General features: G+C 32.0%; 12 protein-coding genes. 3 read left to right on the top strand and 9 right to left on the bottom strand.

The window, feature by feature from the left end; genetic code table 11:
* Window positions 1-326 precede the first annotated feature (326 nt).
* The 7 genes from IEV85_RS14890 to IEV85_RS14860 all read right to left on the bottom strand — a co-directional run bounded on the left by IEV85_RS14890 (window position 327) and on the right by IEV85_RS14860 (window position 9,410).
* A complete protein-coding gene (locus IEV85_RS14890) occupies window positions 327-602 on the bottom strand; it encodes a hypothetical protein (RefSeq protein ID WP_188464774.1) in 276 nt (91 codons plus the stop codon).
* A 1,127-nt stretch (window positions 603-1,729) separates the two neighbouring features.
* Window positions 1,730-2,326, bottom strand: a complete 597-nt coding sequence (locus IEV85_RS14885; RefSeq protein WP_188464772.1) for an HAD-IB family hydrolase — start codon at window positions 2,324-2,326, stop codon at window positions 1,730-1,732.
* Window positions 2,323-3,051, bottom strand: coding sequence for an SDR family oxidoreductase (locus tag IEV85_RS14880; protein WP_188464770.1), 729 nt, complete (start codon window positions 3,049-3,051; stop codon window positions 2,323-2,325). The genes IEV85_RS14885 and IEV85_RS14880 overlap by 4 nt, the downstream gene beginning before the upstream one ends.
* 312 nt (window positions 3,052-3,363) lie before the next feature.
* Window positions 3,364-5,619: a golvesin C-terminal-like domain-containing protein gene (locus IEV85_RS14875; RefSeq protein ID WP_188464768.1), complete on the bottom strand. Its 2,256-nt coding sequence runs from the start codon at window positions 5,617-5,619 to the stop codon at window positions 3,364-3,366.
* Window positions 5,620-6,049: 430 nt separating this feature from the next.
* Window positions 6,050-7,387, bottom strand: coding sequence for an FAD-binding oxidoreductase (locus IEV85_RS14870; protein ID WP_188464766.1), 1,338 nt, complete (start codon window positions 7,385-7,387; stop codon window positions 6,050-6,052).
* A gap of 154 nt (window positions 7,388-7,541) precedes the next feature.
* A complete protein-coding gene (locus IEV85_RS14865; protein WP_188464764.1) occupies window positions 7,542-8,441 on the bottom strand; it encodes a decaprenyl-phosphate phosphoribosyltransferase in 900 nt (299 codons plus the stop codon).
* 57 nt (window positions 8,442-8,498) lie between these two features.
* Entirely contained in the window at window positions 8,499-9,410 is a 912-nt protein-coding gene (locus IEV85_RS14860) for a glycosyltransferase family 2 protein (protein ID WP_188464763.1), read from the bottom strand.
* Window positions 9,411-9,606: 196 nt separating this feature from the next.
* Here IEV85_RS14860 and IEV85_RS14855 point away from each other — a divergent pair, with 196 nt between their 5' ends.
* The gene (locus IEV85_RS14855; RefSeq protein WP_188464761.1) at window positions 9,607-11,220 is read left to right on the top strand and encodes a hypothetical protein; all 1,614 of its coding nucleotides are present in this window, start codon (window positions 9,607-9,609) and stop codon (window positions 11,218-11,220) included.
* A 258-nt stretch (window positions 11,221-11,478) separates the two neighbouring features.
* Here IEV85_RS14855 and IEV85_RS14850 read toward each other — a convergent pair whose 3' ends face one another.
* Window positions 11,479-12,198, bottom strand: a complete 720-nt coding sequence (locus IEV85_RS14850) for a galactosyltransferase-related protein (RefSeq protein ID WP_188464759.1) — start codon at window positions 12,196-12,198, stop codon at window positions 11,479-11,481.
* Window positions 12,199-12,630: 432 nt separating this feature from the next.
* Between IEV85_RS14850 and IEV85_RS14845 the strand changes: the two genes are divergently transcribed.
* Window positions 12,631-13,521 carry a polysaccharide pyruvyl transferase family protein gene (locus IEV85_RS14845; protein ID WP_188464757.1) on the top strand — a complete coding sequence of 297 codons (891 nt, stop codon included), beginning with the start codon at window positions 12,631-12,633 and terminating at the stop codon, window positions 13,519-13,521.
* 36 nt (window positions 13,522-13,557) lie between these two features.
* Entirely contained in the window at window positions 13,558-14,436 is an 879-nt protein-coding gene (locus tag IEV85_RS14840; protein WP_188464755.1) for a hypothetical protein, read from the top strand.
* Window positions 14,437-14,456: 20 nt separating this feature from the next.
* Here IEV85_RS14840 and IEV85_RS14835 read toward each other — a convergent pair whose 3' ends face one another.
* Entirely contained in the window at window positions 14,457-15,389 is a 933-nt protein-coding gene (locus IEV85_RS14835; protein ID WP_188464754.1) for a sulfotransferase family protein, read from the bottom strand.
* Window positions 15,390-16,359: the final 970 nt, after the last annotated feature.

Raw genomic sequence — 16,359 nt, 5'->3', positions numbered from 1 at the left:
CTATTCCATTAAAAATAATAAGCTTTCATAAACTGCTAAACTGAATGTTTTAGCAGTTTATGAACCTTTTATATTGCATCTTTTGTCCTGTCCCAAACTTTTATCAGGAAAGATATAAAATTAAAATTTGGTTCAATAATCCCTGTAAACTTGAGTTCGATGCTTAATTTATTTCAAAGTCCGTCAGAGCGTTTCCGATTGGGCGAGGCAGGGACGCGCCATTTTATTAATCTAACTCAGCTAATCTCCTGCAATTAATAGCCATTGCCAGAAACGAAGCAATCTTCTCTATTCTATTAGTAGACCGCCAACCTCTCAATAGCATTTCATAGCACGCAGATTCCTTCATTCAAAGGCTCAACAAGTTGCGCATATGGAATTCGGAATAACCCGATATTGAGTGAGCAATAATAGTATACCCCTTTAGAAAAAGAAGTCTTTAGAAAGAAGATTCCAATCAACTGGTTATTGTGAGGTACTAAGCAATCTTTTTGTCCCAGGTGCTCTGTGCAATAAGATAGTTTTTTACCCAAATTACCATTAGTACCGTCATTCCCACGCAACTTGTCCCGATCATTATCGGGAGGTGGGAATCTGTCCATTTCAACAGCATGTTGAAATAACTTCTTTTTTATAGAATTGCCTTTGCTATAAAACTACAATTAAACAGTCATTGCCAGGCACAAAGCAATCTTTTCTATTATTCTAGAAAAGTCAGGTAATGAAATTTCATTTCATTGAAAAGATCCCTGATAATTTTTTCCGTTGCTCTCCAAAAATTTCTGGGATGACGATAATTGCCGGCTTTTGTGGTGGTGACAAGCATTTAGTGCTTGCTTATTTAAGTCTTTCTTTTCCACTGGTCTGCGGCTTACAGTCCAGCAAAAAGGGGAAGGTCTGTGAGCCACAGACCTTGGTTTTTCTGTTCATTTGTGTAATAAGATAGTTTTTTTACTCAAATTACAATTAGAACGTCATTCCCTTGCAGAAGGGAATCTGTCCATTTCAACAGCATGTTGAAATAACGTCTTTTTATAGAATTGCCTTTGCTATAAACCTACAATTAAACAGTCATTGCCAGGCACAAAGCAATCTTTTCTATTATTCTAGAAAAGTCAGGTAATGAAATTTCATTTCATTGAAAAGATCCCTGATAATTTTTTCCGTTGCTCTCCAAAAATTTCTGGGATGACGATAATTGCCTGCTTTGTGGTGATGACAAATACATAGTGCCTGTTGATTGAGATCGTTTTTTTGCTTCTGGTGAGTGAGCAAAAGACCTGGGGCTTTTCGGGTATTTGTGCAGTAAGACAGGGTTTTTCTTACTCAAATTACAATTAGGATCGTCATTCCCACACAACTTGTCCCGATCATTATCGGGAGGTGGAAATCTGTTCATTTCAACAGCATGTTGGAATAGTGTCTTTTTTATTGAGTTGGCTTATGCTATAAATCTAAGTTAAATTCTTAATTTATTTCAAAGTCCGGCAGAGCGTTACCGATTTGGTGATGCAGGGGGGCTTTTTATTAATCGAACTCAGGTTGTAACTAGAATTTAACCTCAATGCTCAATAAAATTTCCGTTTGTTGAGGTTTTATACTAAGATTTAAATCTTGTAAATATCAATATAGAGACAAAAACACATAATTTATAAGTGAAAATTATTTTTCATGAGGCGCCTATAATAACCTGAATTGATTTTAAAAAACAACCATTTCTTATCATAAGTTATTTTCTAAATTTCCTATAAAAGGGGTAGTGAGCTAATTGCAACATTTCTTTATCTCCAGCGGAATCCCCATAGGCGGATATGTATGAGTAATCCTCAATTTTCAAGAATTCTTTTACTCTTTTTACTTTTTCTGGCCCTTTACAATTCGGAGTCATCATTTTCCCTGTAAGTTTACCATCCTTCTTTTCCAGTTTTGTAGCTATAAGCTCTAATTTGTTTATATCACACCATGGTTTTAGCCATTCTTCTGCGGAGGCAGATACTACTATAATTCTATCTCCCAGATCCCTATGATACTGTATCCTTTGAAGTGCTTCATTATATAAAAACGCTGGTAATATATTTAATGAAAAGAATCGGGCTTTGTTCTGGAAGGAGCTAATAGCCTTACTATTTAGAAGGTAATGCCAAATTTTCTCTTTAACCTTTCCTTTTTCAATAAACCCTATTTGCATTAATAGTAGCCAATGGAGGTGTAAAAGGTAGGCTACATAGACTTTGCTGCTTCCACAGTAAAATTTAAGGAATTCTATCATCGAATCTTTCCGGGAAATAGTACCGTCAAAATCGAATAAGGCAAGGTTTCGTTTCAAAGTTTTAGCTTTTTAAAAACAAACTCTGGGATATTTCTTATGGTAAACATTATTAATCTCCATAGAGGGAGGAGATAAATCACATTTTTTCGTTTTTTAATTCCCTTTATAATTCCCTTTGCAACTTGAGAAGGGCTAGCGGTAATGGGTTTAGGCAAATTGAGGCCGGCTGTCATCTGTGTATCAACAAAGCCTGGTTTAACCGTCATTACATGCACACCTTGCTTATATAAACTATTTCGTAAACCGGAAAGGTATGCGCTTAACCCTGCTTTTGCACTGCCATACAAGTAGTTACTCCCTCTTCCACGATCACCGGCAACGGATGAAACGCCAACAATAACACCTGCATTTCTAGCCGACATGTCTTGAGCTACAATATTTAAAATGGAAACCACTCCGGAATAGTTTGTATCGATTATATGTTTTGATTCCTGCCAATTACCTGAGGCTTTATTTTGATCTCCTAAGTAACCAATGAAACTTATAACCCAATCTGGTTTTGGGTTAATTTGATTGTAAATTATTTCATGGGAATTAAAATCTTGTGCATCAAATTCAATCAAATCTGCTGTAACATCAAACTTGATCTTGAGATTCTTCGAAAAGGGTTCTAATCTTTTAACATTTCTTGCTGCTAGAAAGAATTTATGTTTTTCTTTAGCTAACTCTTCAATTAATGCTTTAGCCATATCCGAAGTGGCTCCTAATATTAAAACATTCATTTTATGATTGGGGTGTATTAGTAAATATTAGGTGAGTTTGATGTGAAAATAACCTTTAGTATAATGAGTTTAAGAAATTGACTATTAAAATTAGTAAAATAGTTCTAAAAGAAAAAATGTTTCTACTTGAACAATACTAGATAAAATAAGAATCACTGATCAGCTAAAGTCAGGAGTGGTTTGGCCTGCATTTTAAGTGATTTGGTATTAACCTTTGGCGGTTGAAAAACTACTTATAAAAAGTTAAGATTGCTCATTATTTAATGAGCAATCTTACTTAATGTGTTTATTTTATAAATTGTTAAGAAATATTTATAGAAGCATGATTCGTACAATTTTAACAGGATAGCCCTCCACTTCTATACTTAGATATTTTATACCTGCGCTAATATCTGCTCTGTTGATATCAATTTTAATTTCACCTATACCTTCTATTGTTTGCTCCCATTCCAGTTCACCTGCATTGTTTCTCATCTTCAAATGAAAAGGTTTTAGATCCTTGAAAGGTGATTTAACACTAAAGGAGCTGTGTATGGGATTTGGAAATACTACTACTTCATCTAAAGTAATTGGGTCCAAACTCTCAGCTTGTGTCGCTTGTTGAGAACTTGAATTCATATTATTATTTAAAGAAACCAACTTAACTGCATCTGCAACAACATAGCCATCGGTATTATCATTTTTAATAATTACTTCAGCTACATCTTCAAAATTATATTTCCCGAGGGAAACCCATTCGGCATTGTGTAACTGCTGGTTTTGATAAATAGTTTCAGTGCCGTTTGAAGTAACTATTTCAAATGGAGTATTAGTTGCCCTATTGCTGAAAGCATACCATCTGGCAAAAACTTCATAATCACCAGAAGCCACAGAAGCACTAAAATGAACGCTTTTATCACCCTTTTGCGCATTTCCATCATGAAAATAATCCTCTTCATACTTGTTATCTCCGCCATGTGAACTTGTTTCCCAATTGCCATAAGGTTGAACTTGGTTGTCCTGATTATCCAAAACAATTTCGTTAGTTGGTAACGGCTCGGAGGCTGATCGGTATTCAAATTTCAAGGCATCAACTACAACAAAACCATTTGTATTTTGATTGCTGATATTAACTACAGCATTAGTTGTAAAATCATATGTTCCAAGGGATACCCATCTGGCATTATCCTGCCTTTGATTTTTATAAATTATGGAAGTTCCTTTATCACTTACTATTTCGAAAGGAGTATTTGATGCACGGTTTTCATAAGCATACCACCATGCAAATACTTCATATCTTCCGGGAGCTAATTCCACATCAAAAGTAATTTTTTTACCAGTTTTCTGATAATTTTCATCATGTAAATAGTCTGTTTCATATTTACTATTACCCCCTGCTGTACTTACTGACCATTGGCCTACTTTTGTAACAGATGAATGCTTATTATCAACGATCTTTGTATTTTGAGATCCATTAGGTATCTCGACTTCTGTTTTAACAGATAGTATATTAGAATAAGAAGAGTAACCTGATTGATTTTTTGCTCTTATTCTATAATAATATTGTGTGTTAGGTTCTAAACCTGTGTCTTCAAAATTTGTAATATTATTATTAGTATTATGGATGAATCCAAAATTACTATTGGAACTGAGTGATCTTTCAATCAGAAAATTATCTTCATTATTTGAATTATCTGTCCACTTTAATTTAATGCTATTGCTTGTAGAAGAATTGCTGGTTAAATTGGTTGGAGCTGTTGGTTCATTATTGTTATTCGCATTTGAATTCGGTTTTGTTTGAGACAAAAACCACTCATATAGATTGGGAGAATGCAGGGAATTATCTGTTCGATATGCTCGCTGCCAGGTACCAGCATGATTAACCCCTTCATAAACTGTGAAAATTGGAGCTGGGTCTGCACCACAATTATTCATACCATTTATTGGGCTTTGACCAGCAAATAAACTCATTGCAGTATCTTTGTCACCGTGAAAAGCCCAAACGGATAGCTCATGATCTGCTATAGTACAAGCATCATTGTAGTTCCCTCTGCCTGCTATTGGGGCTAAAGCCGCAAAATAATTTGTGGAATTTTCCTCAGAATAGGCGACTTTCCAGGTCCCTTCTCCTCCCATACTTAATCCTGTCAAATATACCCTGTCTGGATCAATGCGGTATTTTTCTAGTGCATACTGTACAAAAGGGATCATTTCGTAACCCACCCAGGCCCAACGTGAAGTTTGCGGAGATAATACAATGAAACATTCTTGAACCCCATTATTATTGAAGCACATAGTTTCTCCATTTTCAATATATTTAGGAGGACCATTTCTTTTTACTTTCTCCAGAGCACTGGGAGATCCATCCCCTCTTTCTCCACTCCCATGTAAAAATATAATTGCGGGGTATAAATTATTATTCGAATTATAATTATTTGGTAAGTATTCCAAATAACCGATTCCATTGTCGGAAGTTTTAGCCGTTTGCTGGGCTGTAACTGGAAGGCTAAAAGCAGAAAATATTATGAGTAAAAAAAAGTATAATTTTATTTTTCTGTTAGTCGTGTGTTGAAGATTACATAAATGCATAATAGTAGAATTTAGTAAAAGTTGAAATTGTGAAAGAAAAACTATTAATGGTTTTTTGAAAAATCAATCTGGATTAATCTGATTAAGTATCAGCAAATGATTTATTGATGAAAAAATATAAACCCTAACTAGAATTAACTAGAGTGATTAAGGCATCAACTTATGCAATTAGGGTAGGGGCTGTACTGGAAAATTAGACTTCCCCTAATTCGCTTGTGAAAATGAGTGAATAATTGGCTCGCATAGGGAGTCTTAATTTTTTTTATTTCATCTACTAAGTAATGTTGGTAGATGGAGAGGAAGGGATAACGTATCTTGTTCATTTAGACGATTTTATGACTTTAAAAGTTTTGATGAACAAAATTAGGAGATAGATATTTAACGAGGCTACTAAAAACTCATTATTATCAACTTATGTAAGTTTTATAGATTAATAAACGATTCTTGTCGACAAATATGAGTTGAACTTTCGATGAGGATTATATTTTTCAATAATTTCTATAAATTTTCTATGATTTTTATAGCCGGCAGTGAATATGCCTTTTTTCATCCTCGCATCTTTAGATAAGTAGACCCTGCCTCCATGTGCCTCAACAACTTCATCTAACTCATCTAAAAATTCAAAAAGCCCCTTTTTTAGTGGGAAATCCAAAGCTAATGTTAACCCTTCCATAGGGAAAGAAATTAAACTTTCTTGTGGGCCAAACATTTTTAATACTGCAAGAAAAGAACCCCATCCTTTTTTATTGATTCTGTCTAGTATATCCTTTAATCCAACGGCATTATCAGAAGCTGGAATAACAAACTGATATTGTATGAACCCTCTTTTTCCATACATTTTATTCCACTCCAATAAGCCATCAAGGGGATAGAAAAAGCTTTCGTAATCTATTATTTGATTATATTTAGTAGGGTGTGCTAAATAGTATAACTCGTTAAAAGCTTTAACTGATAATTGGCTTAATACGAATGGGGGTAGGTTAAAAGGGATAGTAATCTTTTTCTTTTTTTTGAAAGATAAAGGTTCTTGTTGTTTCTTTTTAGAAAGTTCAGAGATAGCACTATGTTCTCCGGTAAATATTATACTTCTGCCTTGTTTCGTGCTGTTTTTTAAGCAATCTATCCAGGCCATTGAGTAAGTGGAGTCTTTAAACTCAGTAAATAAGTCTATGGTATGGTCAAGATTTTTTGTTTTGATTTGTTGTTGTGTAATATAAGCAGTTTCAATTTTCTTTAATTTAAACTTAACTGAGAGAATTAACCCGGTGAGCCCCATGCCCCCCATGCTTGCATGAAATAAATCAGAGTGATTTGCATCATTCACTTCTAGAATATTTCCATTTTCAAGCATAATGCTAAGACTTAAAATATGCTGAGAAAAGCTTCCTTCTTTATGATGGTTTTTTCCATGAACATCTGAAGCAACAGCACCACCTAAGGTTATATATTTAGTGCCGGGGGTTACGGGTAAGAACCATCCTCTTGGTACTAAAAAATCTAGAAGATCCTTAAATAATATACCCGATTCGCATTCTATGATGCCATTCTTAGCATCATAGAATACTATCTGATTATATTTTAGGGTAGAGATGACATGTTCAGCCAGTGAAGCATCACCATAGCACCTTCCGTTACCTCTTGCTATCAAATTCTTAGAGGTCTGTTCAATAGTAATGAGGGCATCATCCTTATAAATTAAAGAATGTTCCGTAGTTTCAGCGGTAGGAAAATTATTCCAATTAGAAATATTTCTTTTTATTCTTGGCATCTAGTTAGGGCTATAGAGCAAACTTGTTTGGAATTCGTTAGTTAAATTTCCATCAAATTTTTATTAAATATCGTGTATTAATAATAATTAAATTTATAAAATACCTGATCAAATTCGAAGATAACCTCGAATCAATTTAATATGATTAATACCATCAAAAATAAATAATAAGTGTATAGCTTAAGGCCCAAAGTAAAATTGTAATAATAATAAAAGGGTCTTTATATAGCACTCTTGTGGGGGACCATCTCTTATTTTCAACTAGTATTATTTGAAGGTACCTTAGTATGCCTGCTATAACAAAAATGCTGGTCAGATATAAGTTTTCATTATGAATATTACTCATCACCTCTTCGGATACTTCAGTAATTGAGTACATTATATAGCATACAATAATAATTCCTGCCAACATTGTTATTCCGGAAGTGATATAGGTAATATTGTATTTTCCCATATTTTTTTTACTAATAATACCGGTTTCCTTCTCTATTAATAAATCATCCAGCCTTTTTGCCATTGCTAAGAATAAAGCTAGCAGGAAAATCATAAGTATAAGCCATCTTGAAACAGGAACCTCTGCAATTATTCCTCCAGCTAATGTTCTAATTACAAAACCACTTGAAACTATAATGATATCCAGAATAGCAACTCTTTTCAAACCTAGTGAATAGAACAGGTTTAATATAAGGTATATGGACAATATAATTAGAAATGCAGTATTTAATAAAAAAGATAATGCGATAGCAAGAGAGAGTAATATCCCTATCATAAAATAGGCAACAGTGATTGATATTTTTCCAAATGCTAACGGTCTAAATTTTTTAGCCGGGTGGCTTCGGTCACTTTCAATATCTCTTATGTCATTAAAAATATAAATAGCACTAGCAGCACAACTGAATGCAAAAAAACCTATAATTAAATCTGTTAGGAAAGTGTAATTATTAAGGCTTCCTGCAAAAAAGGCAGGTAAAAAAAGGAAGAGATTTTTAATCCATTGGTGAGGACGAATTAATTTTATCCAATAAGGTAGACCACTCTGTTTAATAAAAGCCATTGGTTTTTTCTAATTGCATTTTATTCTATTTTTATTTCACGGTAATATAGTAAATACTCAAAACTTAATTTTATTTTTCAAGGCTTTTAAATTCTCCTCTAAAGAATGTGGTGTGTTCTTTGAGGTTTTAGTGTCATGATCCTTTTCTTTTCTGAAGTATGTCCCAAATCTTTGCAATTCCTTAATTATACGAGTCAAAAAAGCTTTACTAATACTTCCGTCCCTCATTAAAGAACGATAGCCTGTCCACACTCGTGCATTACCAGCTTTAACTTGTTTTATTTTACCATACTTCATCATATCGAAAGCTAGACGGCCGTCATCTCCCCATGTTTTATGCTGAATATAGCCAGCTTTAAGCCCTGCTTCCTTTAAATACCCCATACTAATTCCATAAGCATTTAAATACGGTCTTTTCCACTGACGAAATTCTGCTATAATATCCTTTAAAAACTCATAAATTGACAACTTAAATCGCAATAATTTTGTGTCTGCTATAAAAGAATAGCGTCCGTATACACACACTACATTATTCCTCTTTAGTTTAGCAATCATTAAATTTAGCCATTTGGGAGGATATAAGCAGTCTGCGTCTGCTAATAAGATATACTTGCCGAGAGCCTCTTCTTGTCCTAATTGTCTGGCCGGCCCGCAGCCTTGAATAGGTTGAAAGAATTTCCTGACCTGAAGCTTGTCTATACTCTCTTGCGTCCTATCTGTTGAGTTATTATTTACAACAATAATTTCAAAAGGAATTTCAGTTTGTAATTTTGAAAGTGAATCTATGCAACGAATTATATTTAACTCTTCATTCCACGCAGATATAATTATTGATACCTGAGGTTTTTTTGATGTGATTTTAATTAATCTGTCATTAATGGAAGTAAATATGTTCTCGTTTAAAGAATCATAGTTTTCTATCTGAAGCAAATCATCATTGATCCAGATAGGGTTTTTAAAAAATCTCATAGAAAAAAGTAGATTAATACATTATTGAATCATATTATTATTTTACTGTTGTCCATTTTATACGAATTTTAAACATAGTGTATAACGATAATTTGTCTTCTTTCATCAAATTTAATTAAAATTTAAATTAATATTAATAACCTAAGAAAATATTCAATATAATTAATATTTTTGTGATGATCTAATTGTGATTTCTATGTCTTTCTCTGGTAGTTTAAAAAATGCAAATGTAAAATGGATTGTTTTTGGAACAATTGTACTCTTTTCATTTTTACCTCTATTACTTAAGTTTCCTTATCGCGTTAACATATATGTAACCTGGGAAGGTGCATATAGAATGTATTTAGGGCAAATACCTTTTAAGGATTTTGGAATGCCTTTAGGTTACGGATTCTGGATTATTCCTTTTATCTTTTTTAAGCTCTTTGGTCCGTATATGATGACATTAATAAAGGCGCAAGCTTTTATTAATTTTATAAGTTTAATTGTTTTTAGAGGAATATTGAAACTTTTTAAACTGGAGGAAGCCACTATATTTTTCTGTATATTGATAATGTGTTTATCATTTACTTTAATAAATTTTTGGCCATGGTATAACCACACAGTTTTTTTCTTTGAATTACTGGCTATTTATTTCGTACTACTTTATATAAAGCGGAGTTCTAAATTTTATTGGCTTGTATTAAGTGCCTTTTTCGTTTGGCTGGCTCTACTAACAAAACAAGATGGGGGAGCTCTTTCTACTTTATTTGTGTTTAGTTTATTAGTAATAGATTTTATTTATACACGTACCTGGAAGCCGCTTTTAATTCTTATAGGGTCATTTGCTTTATTTTATATAGTGCTCGTACTACCGTTTCTCCAATATGATTTTACTTACTGGTTTAACTATGGACAAAGTCCTCATTATTCAAGAGTGAACAGTTACCATTTTATTAATGATATATTTACTCAATCCCAGTGGTTGAAAGCATATATTTTATCAATAATGTTGATTGTCTTTTATAAAATAAATAATGTTGGTATTAAAGTGTTATTAAAAGACAAGAATTTTATACTATTTGCCCTATTCACCATTGGTATCATTATTCAAGCTATAATTATTCAAGTTACGAGTTTTAGTCCCCCAACTGTGAACTTTTATTTTCATAGTTTTGCAATCGCCTTCATATTTTATAATCTTCAAAGCAGTATCAGGTTTAATAATGTGGTAGTATTTGTAGCCGTATCGGGTTTAATTTTCTTTTGGAAATCCGATAACTATTGGAAATACTCACAACCTATAATAAGCAAATTAGCACCATCTTTATTAGCTCCTCCTCCTTCTGATGTGGTAGCAAAAGGAAATTGGGCTGCTAAATCTGATAGTGTAGTTAAAACTGAACCTGTTATATGGGTAGAGTCAGATATGCGATCTCTTAAAGGTATCAAAATTCCTAAAGACACTAAAGAAGGATTAACCTATATTAAAAAATTAGATATAGTTAATAAGGGAAATCTCAAAGTTCTTAATATGTCAAATCTAACTTTTTTAGCTCATGAACTAAATTATGAACCGCCATCAGGAGAAAATTTCCCATTATGGTTTCATAAAGGGGTAGCAGTATTTGATCGTGAAATTAATATGCTTTGCCAAAAGGTTCAAAATTCAGAATATGATTTAATATTATTTGAAGATATGCCGGACGTAGATAATTTTTTTCCTTACGAAGTAAGAGATTGTTTATTTCCTAACTACATACAAGCAACAAAATTTTTATCGCCTACTGGCTACAAAACTGATTCTGTTGAAGTATATATTAAGAAATGATAGAATAAGTACTATCTATTGACCTGAGTTCGATTCTTATTTGCTTTAAAAGCCCGTCAGAGCATTCCTGCTTTGGCGGGATTATATTTTTCAGATGAAAGATTAACTTGTGCTGACCCATCGGTATCCGTAATCTGATTGTATTATAACAAGAGGTATCGCATAAATTAAACTTTTTTGAAAAAGTAAGTCTTAATTTTGCGACATAGCCTGCCCATCCCTAGCGGGGATGCCATTTTATTAATCGAACTGAGGTTATTAATAATATGTGTAGGGTTCTGAGGAGAAATTTTTATAAATAGTAAATTTTTCCCTTCCACTAGGATTAGCAATTAATTTGCCATTTTTAATGTTGCCATTCGATTTTTCTTGATTTCCTTTTTCCAAGACATAAAAGCTTGTTGCTCCATCTGCACAATTTTCAGCTTTTTCTTTTTCTGTATTGCTCAAGTACTTCAGGAAATTTTCAATTTCAATTTTAAAATATTTAAGACCAAATGCTTTAGCTCTGTTCATTAAATCATGATCTTCATGACCAATTGGAAGTAGGTCCTCATCGTAGCCCCCCAACTTAAGAAAATTGTTTTTTGAAAGCGCCATCCTACCTTCTGTTCCCCAAAATGGTTTTTTAGTAAAATGGAGAAATAGGTTTTCACCATACTTATTAAACATGTAATTTATATAAAAAGCAAAGTCTTTACCGGTAAAATTATCACCATCCAAATTACATACTATTTCACCTTCGGCCAGTAGGTGAGATAGATTTTTAGCCTTGGAAGCATGAAATGATTGAGGCTCATTGGTTTTATAATACTTTACCAGTCCTGACTCAATATATTTTTGCATATGTTCTTTCATCCATACATCCAGATGGTCTTTTGAATTATAATTAATTACAACAAACTCGATATTTTTATAATCCTGATTATCAATTATATTTTTTTCCAGCGTATTTTTTAGGTGAAAGAGTCTGTTCATACATGTAGTACAAAACGATATTTGATAATTTTTTGGTTGAGTGTATATTTCACTTGGTAATTTTTCTATTTGATATGATCTTAGAAAATGATCTCTAAATCCACGTATTATTCGTTCAAATTTCTGTGGGATCATTTTTTTTATAGTTAATTTCTTGATTGTCATTCTGGGCTAAATTTTATTGTTAATCACGAGTGAGTTTGATGTACTTTGAGTGCTAATAGTTATTAATATATAGATTACGTTGAAAAAGGGTTTCTGTTAAGAATATGCTATTCTTCTTAAGGATATATTTAAAGTTAAAAATATGAATAAGCAATAATCTAAAATAGAAAAAAATTGATAATTAAAATTAATCTTTATAAATGAAATTCTATGTAAGTTTTTTTTATTTTTGAGTGATATTTTGAAATCTACCTAACCTCTGATTTAATGATCTTGAATTATTTTCAGTCAAATAATTTTGGCGATGCTCTAAATCCGTACATATTTAACCACTTTTTGCCAAATTTTTTTGACGGTGATCCTGAAGTGTCTTTTGTAGGTATTGGTTCTATATTAGGTTTAAGCCATGTAAGAAAGGCTAATAAAAAAATTGTATTTAGTAGTGGTTTTGCTTACGGTGCAATACCAAGTGTCGATAGCTCTTTTGATATATTTTGTGTCCGAGGACCTTTAACCTGTGAAGCTCTGAAAATCAATAAGAATTTAGCTGTAAGTGATGGAGCAATTCTTCTTCAGTTTATGGAAAAGAAGGAGGATGATAAGAAATATAAATTTTCATTTATACCGCATTGGGAAAGCATGGAAAAGTTTAATTGGGAAACAATTTGCGAAATGTCAGACGTTCACTACATTAAACCGACAGATAGCATAGATAGTGTATTAAGTCAAATAAAACAATCTGAAGTAGTTATTGCAGAAGCAATGCATGGAGCAATAGTTGCGGATGCATTACGTGTTCCTTGGATTCCTGTAAAAGCATATAAAGGGATAAACTTTTTTAAATGGCAGGATTGGGCATCTTCTTTGAATTTAGAGTATAATCCTATTCAGATTAAGTCACTTTACAATGATACTAATTTTACACGGAAGGTTATAAGAGATAAAACGGGTTATCCCTTACCTCTTGGTACACTTTCTCCGGTTGTAAGAATGTATGAAGTATATCAGAGTATGTTTTTGGTGCAGGGTGTGGTAAGAGAATTTGAAAAGCTTAAATTAGTAGCTCCTTCTTTGAGTAATGATACAATATTAAACTCCAAAGGAAATCAATTATTAACTACACTTGATAAAATTAAAAAGAAATATTCACAAGATTAATAAGTAGTTAATGTTGTTTTGAATGTTAGAAGCAATATGAAACGTCTTATTTTTTTACTAGTAATTTTTATGTATCCTTCTTTTTTATTTTCTCAGAAGATAATTGAGCTAGGAAGTTTGCCTGAAATTTTATCCGGATCTTCAGGTCTTGAGTTTTCCAAGAGTGGTAACATTTGGACGATTAATGACCACGGAAAGCCTGTTTTGTATCAGTTAACAAAAGATTCTTTTACAATTAATAAAACGGTATATCTTAATAATAAAATCAAGGATTGGGAAGATTTGACCTCAGATGATCACGGTAATTTTTATATTGGTGATTTTGGTAATAATGACAATAACAGAACGGATTTGAAAATTTATATAATTCCTGATCCTGATAGCATTGCTGAAAAAATCTATACAGCAAAAATTATAAGATTTAAATTGTCAGATCAAAAAACATTTCCTCCACCAAAAGGTAAATTAGAATTTGATATTGAGGCTATGATTCACTTCAATGGGAACATTTATCTGTTTAGTAAAAGCAGAGGGAATCCTTTTAAAGGCCAAATAAAAGTATATAAGTTAACTGACCAGCCTGGTGAGCATATTGCACAATTAAAGGATACATTTTATACAGGGGAAGGTCTTATGCTGGAAAATTGGATCACAGGAGCTACTATTTCGCGGCAAAATGGAATACTGGCCCTACTTTCTCACAATAAAATATTTTTCTTTTCCTGTTTTAAAGGTGATGATTTCTTTAACGGAAATTTCGAAATGTTGCCACTAGATCATTTTAGCCAAAAAGAAGCAATTGATTTCGATGATACTCAAGGAACTTACTTAATTACTGATGAGTTAACTAGGGGTATTTTAGGGGGTAAAATTTATAGCATAGCTATCCCTGATAGTATTTATAATTGTGATTAGAATACATTTACCCTTTCACTCTATAAATACCAGTGACTCAAATCTCTTTTAATTAACTTTTCCAATTGTTTAATATCTTCCAGATAAATTTCATTGGTGATTTTATTTTTAAGATTATTATCAAATTTAGGTTTATGTAAATTTCTATTTCTAAGTGTCTGAATTTTCTTTTGGAGTTTATGATTATTCTTCAACGCAGTAAGGGTTTTCCGTGGCAGAAGTAACTTTACACCTCTGTTAATAATGCCCTTAGCGCCAAAAATAGCGTCTATTTTCTTATTCTTGATAAACCCTGATTGGTTGTATTCTACTGATAGATTTGGCTCAAAACTTGAATCCACATTAAGAAACTCAAAAATATCTTTAAACAATTTTTCCGGGTGACTTTTTAAGTCTTCAAAAAGAAAAATCTTTATTTGATTTTGATCAAAGAGCTTATAATATTTAGTTAAATATTGAGCATACATTCCTTCTTTTACTAGATCATTTCTCCACCACCAGATACTACTTTTGTCGAAGCAATCTGAAAAATTCTCAGAGGGTAGTTCATTTTCTCTTGCCAGATGTAAAAACCTACTATATAACCGTTCTGCTGGCTGTCTTAGAATAGCAATTAATTTAATATTAGGATTGTAATGATATATTCGTTCAGCAGCGGTTGTATGATACATATATGTATTTGATGTTTCACCTTTTAACTGCCCGGGTTGAGAAGAGGAAAAGAGTTTGAGGTATTCTTCTAAATTTGTAACAGACCCTTTATAATGATCTATTTCTGATTTTACAGAAAAGTCTGATAACTGATTTAACTCATACCCGAAGAAGTTAGGTTCTTTTCTCTCACTTATGAATATTTGAGGATGTTGCTTTAGGTAATTATCCAATGAGGTCGTTCCTGACTTGCCAGCCCCGATAATTAAAAAATCCGGTAAATTATTAATTTTTTTTTCCATATATAAATAGGTTTGCTTTCGCAGATATTTTGCTGTAAAGTATATAATATGAATCAGTTCAAGGCCTTAGATTTTATTGATTCTTCAAAACAGGATTGGCGCGGTCATTTCATATTTTGTTATTTGCAATAAGACTATTTAGAGAGATATTAAATCAGTAAATATTAAATACTTTTCAGTTAAGTTACAGCCAGGCCTTTATTAGTAAGGCTTAACTAGCCGCTGTTTAGTAGCTAACTTTTTCTTTATTTTAAAGACATCAAATATACTTTTTTGTGTTTGATATTTTACTTATTTAAATTTTCTTATTCTTTGAAACAGAATAATGCCACACTTTCCAAAACAATTATTTCGCTGTTACTTTTATGTCATTTTGAGATATTGAGAAATCATAACATTACCCTGATTTAATTTGATTCTCTTCTCTTTTTAAAATTGATTTACTTAAGAGTTTTTTATTGTGACAAAAAAAGGATAATGGTTTTCTTTCCTACAAAAATATTAATGTTTTATAGTATATGCTAGAGAGGTGGTTTATTATATAATAATATATTAATCTGATATTCTTTAAAAGTTTGATTGCATATTATCAAATAATACTCTCAATTTTTACGACCGCGTGTTTTTAAAGTGCTTCTTAAGTTGTTTTTAGTAGTATTTGCTTTAAATGAGTATAATTGAAAAGTAAATTTTCTCTAATTTGTTATCTTTAAACCCAATATGCGTTTAAAAGAATAATAGGGCAACACTCTCACCTTATTATATTTATTGCCTAATTGTAATATGATCACTCTGGTTGAAGTTTTTTTTAAATATATTTTCATTTACTTAAATTCCATGACAGAATGCTTAACTTCAATTTTTGCTGAAAAGAATAACTAACTAACTATTAAGGAAAGACTTACATTCTACTACTACTTGCCATGTATTGTTTTATTTTTTGAATAAAAAGAATAAAAATCATTAATTT

The organism is Marivirga lumbricoides, from assembly GCF_014636295.1.
GTDB lineage: Bacteria > Bacteroidota > Bacteroidia > Cytophagales > Cyclobacteriaceae > Marivirga > Marivirga lumbricoides.
Note: the sequence above shows the minus strand (reverse complement) of the source record. Positions and strands in the feature narration are given on the sequence as shown.